The sequence below is a fragment of the Actinoplanes sp. NPDC048791 genome (assembly GCF_040650095.1).
Lineage (GTDB): Bacteria > Actinomycetota > Actinomycetes > Mycobacteriales > Micromonosporaceae > Actinoplanes.
In genome coordinates this window covers 1-6,317 of sequence record NZ_JBEZGQ010000473.1, presented here as the reverse complement: position 1 = coordinate 6,317, position 6,317 = coordinate 1, and the positions used below count along the sequence as shown (strand labels likewise).

Sequence of the window (6,317 nt, the reverse complement as noted above, 5' to 3'; positions counted from 1 at the left end):
CAGCCCGCCGCGCCCGCCGCCCGGCCCCGGTCGCTCAGCCAGCAGCTGCTGCCCGCGGTGCACGGCCTGCTGGCCCGGCCGCTGTCGTCGTACTACCTGCTGCTGGCCAGCTCCGGCCTGCTGCTGCTGATCGGCCTGACCATGGTCTTCTCCGCGACCAGCGTCAAGGCGTACGCCGAGGACGGCAGCGCGTTCTCCGCCATCCGCAACCAGCTGATCTTCGCCGTGCTGGGCCTGGTCGGCTTCTGGGTCTGCCAGCGGCTGCCCGCCAGCACGCTGCGCTTCCTCGGCAAGTACGTGCTCGGCGCGGCCATCGTGCTGCTGGTGCTGCTGGACCTGCTGATGGCGATGCGCTCGGTCGGCATGATCGACGCGGATCCGCAGACCGGCATCGTCGCCCTGGGCCCGCTGAAGGCCAAGCTGCTGTGGCTCTACATCGGCCCGATCGGCATCCAGCCCTCGGAGATCGCCAAGCTGGGCGTGGTGCTCTGGGGTGCCGACATCATCGCCCGCAAGGGGGCGGCGCTGGGCCACTGGCGCGAGCTCGCGATGCCGCTGTTCCCGCTGGTCGGCCTGCTGTTCGTCCTGGTCGGCTACAACGACCTGGGCACCATGCTGGTGCTGCTCTCGCTGGTGATCGGGCTGCTGTGGGCCGCCGGGGTCCGGATGCGGGTCTTCGCCGCCCTCGGGGTGCTCGGCCTGTCCGGCATCGGCCTGCTGATCGCCGCGGCGTCGCGCGGTGCGGGCTCCGGCGCGGTCGGCGAGGAGAACTACCGGCTGGCCCGGATCACCGTGCTGTTCAAACCGCTGGAGGACTGCCAGTCGGACTTCTGCTACCAGATGGTGCAGGGCCGCTCGGCGATCTACGAGGGCGGCTGGTTCGGCGTCGGGCTGGGCAAGGGCGCCCTGAAGTGGAACTGGCTGCCCGCGGCCGACAACGACTTCATCTACGCCGTCGTGGCCGAGGAGCTCGGGGTGGTCGGCTGTGCCGTCATCCTGGCGCTGTTCGCGGTGCTGGCGTACACCGGCTTCCGGATCGCGCGCCGGGTCGACGACCCGTTCCGCCGGCTGGCCGCCACCGGCATCACCACCTGGCTGGTGGCCCAGGCCGTGATCAACATCGGCGGGGTGGTGGGCCTGCTGCCGATCACCGGGCTGCCGCTGCCGTTCATCTCCACCGGTGGCAGCGCCCTGGTCGTGACGCTGGCCGCGATCGGCATCCTCGCCTCCTTCGCCCGCGCCGAGCCGGACGCCGCCCGGGCCCTGCACGCCCGTCCGCCCGCCCGATGGGTACGGCTACTCTGGGCCCCGCTGCCGCCGCTCCCCCCGCCGCGGCGGCCGGCCAAGCCGCGCCCGCCCGCCCGGTGATCGGGCATCCGGGCACCAGATCCGGCGGGGGAGAACTGGAGACCGTGATGGGTCTGCTGCGGTCTGTCGTGCTCGCCGGGGGAGGCACCGGCGGTCACATCTACCCGCTGCTCGCCTTCGCCGACGCCCTGCGCCGCCACTTCCCCGAGGTGCGGATCACGACGCTGGGCAGCCCGAAGGGCATGGAGAACGAGCTGATCCCGCCGGCCGGCTACGACCTGCGGGTCATTCCGGCGTTCCAGCTGCCCCGCGCGCTCAACCTGAACCTGCTGCGCACCCCGGACCGGATGTACAAGTCGGCCCACGCGGCCGGTCAGATCCTCGACGAGGTGCAGGCGGACGTGGTGGTCGGCTTCGGCGGTTACGTGTCGGTGCCGGCGTACCTGGCGGCCTGGCGGCGCGAACTGCCCATCGTCATCCACGAGGTGAACGTGCCGCCGGGGGTGGCCAACCGGATGGGCATGAAGTTCACCAAGAACATCGCGGTGGGGTTCCCGACCCAGCCGCAGCAGGCCGAGTCGCTGCGCGACGCCCGGGTCGTCGGCGTGCCGCTGCGCACGTCCATCACCCGGATGGACCGGCAGGCGCTGCGCCCGCAGGCCCTGGCCCACTTCGGGCTGCGCCCGGACCTGCCGGTGCTGTTCGTCTCCGGTGGCTCGTCCGGGGCCCGCACGATCAACCTGGCGGTGGCCGGGGCGGCCAAGAAGCTGGCCCACGCGGGCATCCAGGTGCTGCACGTGCAGGGCGGGCGCAACGACCCGTTCGAGATCCCCAGCGACCTGCCGGTGCCGTACGTGGTGGTGCCGTACCTGTCCGACATGAACCTGGGCTACGCCGCCGCCGACCTGATGCTGTGCCGGGGCGGGGCGATCACCGTCGCCGAGACCACCGCGATCGGCATGCCGGCGATCTACGTGCCGTACCCGTTCAGCAACCAGGAGCAGAAGCGCAACGCGCTGCCCGTGGTCGAGGCCGGCGGCGGTCTGCTGGTGGACAACGCCGAGCTGACCCCGGAGTGGATCGAGCGTACGGTCATCCCGCTCGCCCGGGACCCGCGGCGGCTCGCCACAATGGGTGCCGCGGCGGGCGGCTACGGCCGCCGCGACGGCGACGAGGCCCTGCTCGACTTCGTGTGCGAGGCAGTGGCCCGCCGATGAGTCCTTCGACAACCAGGGGAGTGGTCCTGTGAACACGGCGGAACTGACGCCGGCCGGCGAGCTGACCGCCGAGCAGCTGGGCACCGTCCACCTCATCGGCATCGGTGGCGTGGGCATGGGCGGCCTGGCCCGGCTGCTGCTGACCCGGGGTGTCCCGGTCTCCGGCAGCGAGCTGCGGGAGTGGCCGGCCCTGGCCGCGCTGCGCGCGCTCGGCGGCACGGTGCACATGGCGCACGAGGCGTCCAACCTCGACGGCGTCGACACGGTCGTCTACTCGACGGCCATCCCGCAGGACCACGTCGAGATCGTCGAGGCGCGCCGGCGCGGGCTGCGGGTGCTGCACCGGTCCGAGGCGCTGGCCGCCGCGATGACCGGGCGCCGCACGATCGCGGTGGCCGGCACCCACGGCAAGACCACCACCACGTCGATCATGACGGTGATCCTGCAGCACGCCGGCGAGGACCCGTCGTTCGTCATCGGCGGCGAGATCTCCGCGGCCGGCTCCAACGGCCACCACGGCTCCGGCAGCTACTTCGTGGCCGAGGCCGACGAGAGCGACAAGTCGTTCCTGATCTACCGGCCGCACGTCGCCATCATCACCAACATCGAGGGCGACCACCTCAACAACTGGGGTGACCTGGCCGGGCTCAAGGCGGGCTTCCTGGAGTTCGCCGAGCTGACCGACCCGGACGGCTTCGTGGTCACCTGCGCCGACGACGAGGGCGTGCAGGAGCTGATCGGCGCGCTGCGGGCCGCGGGTCGCACGGTCTACACGTACGGCGAGTCCGAAGGCGCCGACCTGCGGATCACCGACGTGGTCTCCTCCGTGCAGGGCGTGCGTTACCAGGCCACGCTGGACGGCAAGCCGCTCGGCGAGATCGCGCTGGCGCTGCCCGGCCGGCACATGGGCCTCAACGGCGCCGCGGCGGTGCTGACCGCGATGCGGCTGGGCATCCCGCTGCAGAAGATCACCGAGGCGCTCAGCTCCTTCCCCGGGGTGCGGCGGCGTTTCGAGCGCAAGGGCACGGTCGCCGGGGTGCGCGTCTACGACGAGTACGCGTACCACCCGACCTCGGTCAAGGCGGCTCTGCGGACGCTGCGCGAGGTGGCCGGGGACGGGCGGCTCGTGGTGGTGTTCCAGCCGTACCGGGTGTACCGCACCCGTGACCTGCAGACCGAGCTGGCCGAGGGGCTGGCCCTGGCCGACGAGGTGATCGTCATGGAGGTCTTCGGGCCCGGCGAGCAGCGTGGTCCCGGGGAGGGCGGCGTCGCGCTGACCGCGGCCGTCGACCTGCCGGCGGAGCACAAGGTCTTCGTGCCGTCGTGGGAGGACGTGCCGGCCGAGGTGCTGCGACGCAGCCGGCCCGGCGACGTCGTGGTCACCATGGGCGCGCCGCCGATCTCGATGATGGGTGACGAGTTGCTGGCCGCCCTGGCCGAGGCCTGACCGGACCGGGAGACCACATGAGCGACGGCGGGGGCGGGCGCAGCTGGCGGCTGGTGCGGGCGGACACGGATGCCGTGCCGACCTCGGTCCGGCGGTTCATGGCCCGCGCCCGGCGGCGCAAGCTGCGGGCGGCGCTGCCCTGGGCGGTCACCGCGGGCGTGCTGCTCGTCGTGGGGGCGGTCGCCTGGATCGTGTACGGCACGTCGGTGCTCGGCGTGCGTCAGGTCGAGGTGGTCGGCACCGATTCGCTCACGCCGCTGCAGGTCGAGGAGGCTGCCGCCGTACGGATGAAGCAGCCCCTGGCCGGCGTCGACCTGGACCGGATCCGGGGCCGGGTGGAGGGCCTGCCCGCCGTCGACCGCGCCGTGGTGTCCCGCAGCTGGCCCGGGACCGTCGTGATCGAGGTCGTGGAGCGCACGCCCGTCGCCGTCGTGGCGGCGGGCAAGAATTTCACCCTGATCGACGGTGAGGGCGTCGCCTACCGCACGGTCTCCCGGCGCCCGCCCGGTCTGCCGCTGGCGCAGCTCACCGCGCCCGGCCCGGACGACATCAACACCCGGTCGGCGCTCACCGTGCTGTCGTCGCTGACCGCGGAGCTCCGCGAGCAGGTTGTCTCGATCTCCGTCCTGGCCCCCGCGCAGGTGCGGCTGGGGTTGCGCAAGGACCGCGAGGTCTTCTGGGGTGACGAGACGCAGAGCGAGCGGAAGGCTCAGGTGGCGACCGTGCTGCTCGAGCGCAAGGGCGACACGATCGATGTGAGCGCCCCGGACGTGGTGACCATCCGCTAACCGGACAAAGATGTCCGAACGGCGCATTCCGTCCAAGGTTACGGCTGAGTCGGATACTCGCCACGTAAGCGGACGCCGACACGCCGCGTCGGTCCTTGGTTGTCGCCTGTCCGCCGCTTACGTTGCCCCGAGAGGTTCGAGTAGTTGACATAACACTAAGCCTCTAGTAGAGGGTGAGGGTTTCCTCGCCCTCCCTTGTACGGCGCGGGTATCGATGGCGGTTCTTGGCCGGACCGCTGGGGCCCTCGACACCCACAACCCTGAAGGGAAGGCTGAGCCCGATGACACCTCCGCACAACTACCTTGCGGTCATCAAGGTCGTCGGCATCGGCGGCGGCGGCGTCAACGCCGTGAACCGCATGATCGAGGTTGGGCTCAAGGGAGTCGAATTCATCGCGATCAACACCGATGCGCAGGCGCTGTTGATGAGCGACGCCGACGTCAAGCTCGACGTCGGCCGCGAACTCACCCGGGGCCTCGGCGCCGGCGCGCAGCCGGACGTCGGCAAGAACGCCGCCGAGGACCACCGCGACGAGATCGAGGAAGTCCTCAAGGGCGCCGACATGGTCTTCGTGACCTGCGGCGAGGGCGGCGGCACGGGCACCGGTGGCGCCCCCGTGGTGGCCAACATCGCCCGCAAGCTGGGCGCCCTGACCATCGGCGTGGTGACCCGGCCGTTCTCGTTCGAGGGCAAGCGCCGCCAGGTGCAGGCCGAGGCGGGCATCGACGAGCTGCGTAACCAGTGCGACACCCTGATCGTGATCCCGAACGACCGGCTGCTCGCCCTCGGCGACCGCGGCATCAGCATGATGGACGCGTTCCGCCAGGCCGACCAGGTGCTGCTTTCCGGCGTGCAGGGCATCACCGACCTGATCACCACTCCGGGCCTGATCAACCTCGACTTCGCCGACGTGAAGAGCGTGATGAGCGGCGCGGGCAGCGCGCTCATGGGCATCGGCAGCGCGCGCGGCGACAACCGCGCCGTCGAGGCGGCCGAGAAGGCCATCTCCAGCCCGCTGCTGGAGCAGAGCATGGACGGTGCGCGCGGCGTGCTGCTCTCCATCGCCGGCGGCTCCGACCTCGGCCTGTTCGAGATCAACGACGCGGCCCAGCTGGTCACGGACGCGGCCCACCCGGACGCCAACATCATCTTCGGCGCGGTCATCGACGACGCGCTGGGCGACGAGGTGCGGGTCACTGTCATCGCCGCGGGCTTCGACGGGGGCACGCCCTCGTACAAGCCGGCTGAGACCGGCCGCAAGGTGGTCCAGCAGGCCTCGGCACCGCCCGCGGTCGCGCCGTCCTCGCCGGTGCCGGTGACGCCGCCGACACCGCCCGCCGCGACCACCCCGCCGCCGCGCCGGGTGCTCTTCGACGACGTGGACGTGCCGGACTTCCTGAAGAACGGCTCCTGAGGGCATTGGCACCAGAGGCGCGCCGCGACGAGCTGGCGGCCTCGCTGGACGAGGTGCGCCGGCGGATCGAGCGTGCCTGCACGGCGGCCGGCCGCGACCCCGGGGCGGGGTCCCTGGTCGCGGGGTCCAACACCTAACCGGC

6 protein-coding genes are annotated in these 6,317 nt (G+C 71.9%); all 6 read left to right on the top strand.

Annotated features, from left to right (window positions below; genetic code table 11):
• The first annotated feature begins 45 nt into the window (after positions 1 to 45).
• The 6 genes from AB0C29_RS28375 to AB0C29_RS28350 all read left to right on the top strand — a co-directional run bounded on the left by AB0C29_RS28375 (position 46) and on the right by AB0C29_RS28350 (position 6,312).
• Positions 46 to 1,368 carry a putative peptidoglycan glycosyltransferase FtsW gene (locus tag AB0C29_RS28375; protein ID WP_360826188.1) on the top strand — a complete coding sequence of 441 codons (1,323 nt, stop codon included), beginning with the start codon at positions 46 to 48 and terminating at the stop codon, positions 1,366 to 1,368.
• Between the two features lie 47 nt (positions 1,369 to 1,415).
• Entirely contained in the window at positions 1,416 to 2,525 is a 1,110-nt protein-coding gene (murG, locus tag AB0C29_RS28370) for an undecaprenyldiphospho-muramoylpentapeptide beta-N-acetylglucosaminyltransferase (RefSeq protein WP_360548005.1), read from the top strand.
• A gap of 28 nt (positions 2,526 to 2,553) precedes the next feature.
• Positions 2,554 to 3,972 (top strand): UDP-N-acetylmuramate--L-alanine ligase, encoded by a 1,419-nt coding sequence (gene murC, locus AB0C29_RS28365; protein WP_360826185.1) that lies wholly within the window; start codon positions 2,554 to 2,556, stop codon positions 3,970 to 3,972.
• A 17-nt stretch (positions 3,973 to 3,989) separates the two neighbouring features.
• On the top strand, positions 3,990 to 4,760 hold the full coding sequence (locus AB0C29_RS28360; RefSeq protein WP_360826182.1) for an FtsQ-type POTRA domain-containing protein: 771 nt from the start codon (positions 3,990 to 3,992) through the stop codon (positions 4,758 to 4,760).
• A 281-nt stretch (positions 4,761 to 5,041) separates the two neighbouring features.
• On the top strand, positions 5,042 to 6,175 hold the full coding sequence (gene ftsZ / locus AB0C29_RS28355; RefSeq protein WP_360826179.1) for a cell division protein FtsZ: 1,134 nt from the start codon (positions 5,042 to 5,044) through the stop codon (positions 6,173 to 6,175).
• Between the two features lie 5 nt (positions 6,176 to 6,180).
• Positions 6,181 to 6,312 (top strand): hypothetical protein, encoded by a 132-nt coding sequence (locus AB0C29_RS28350; protein WP_360826175.1) that lies wholly within the window; start codon positions 6,181 to 6,183, stop codon positions 6,310 to 6,312.
• Positions 6,313 to 6,317 lie beyond the last annotated feature (5 nt).

Coding starts and splice junctions, on each gene's coding strand:
- murG (WP_360548005.1), top strand. CDS start 1,416: ATGGGTCTGCTGCGGTCTGTCGTGCTCGCCGGGGGAGGCACCGGCGGT.
- AB0C29_RS28360 (WP_360826182.1), top strand. CDS start 3,990: ATGAGCGACGGCGGGGGCGGGCGCAGCTGGCGGCTGGTGCGGGCGGAC.
- ftsZ (WP_360826179.1), top strand. CDS start 5,042: ATGACACCTCCGCACAACTACCTTGCGGTCATCAAGGTCGTCGGCATC.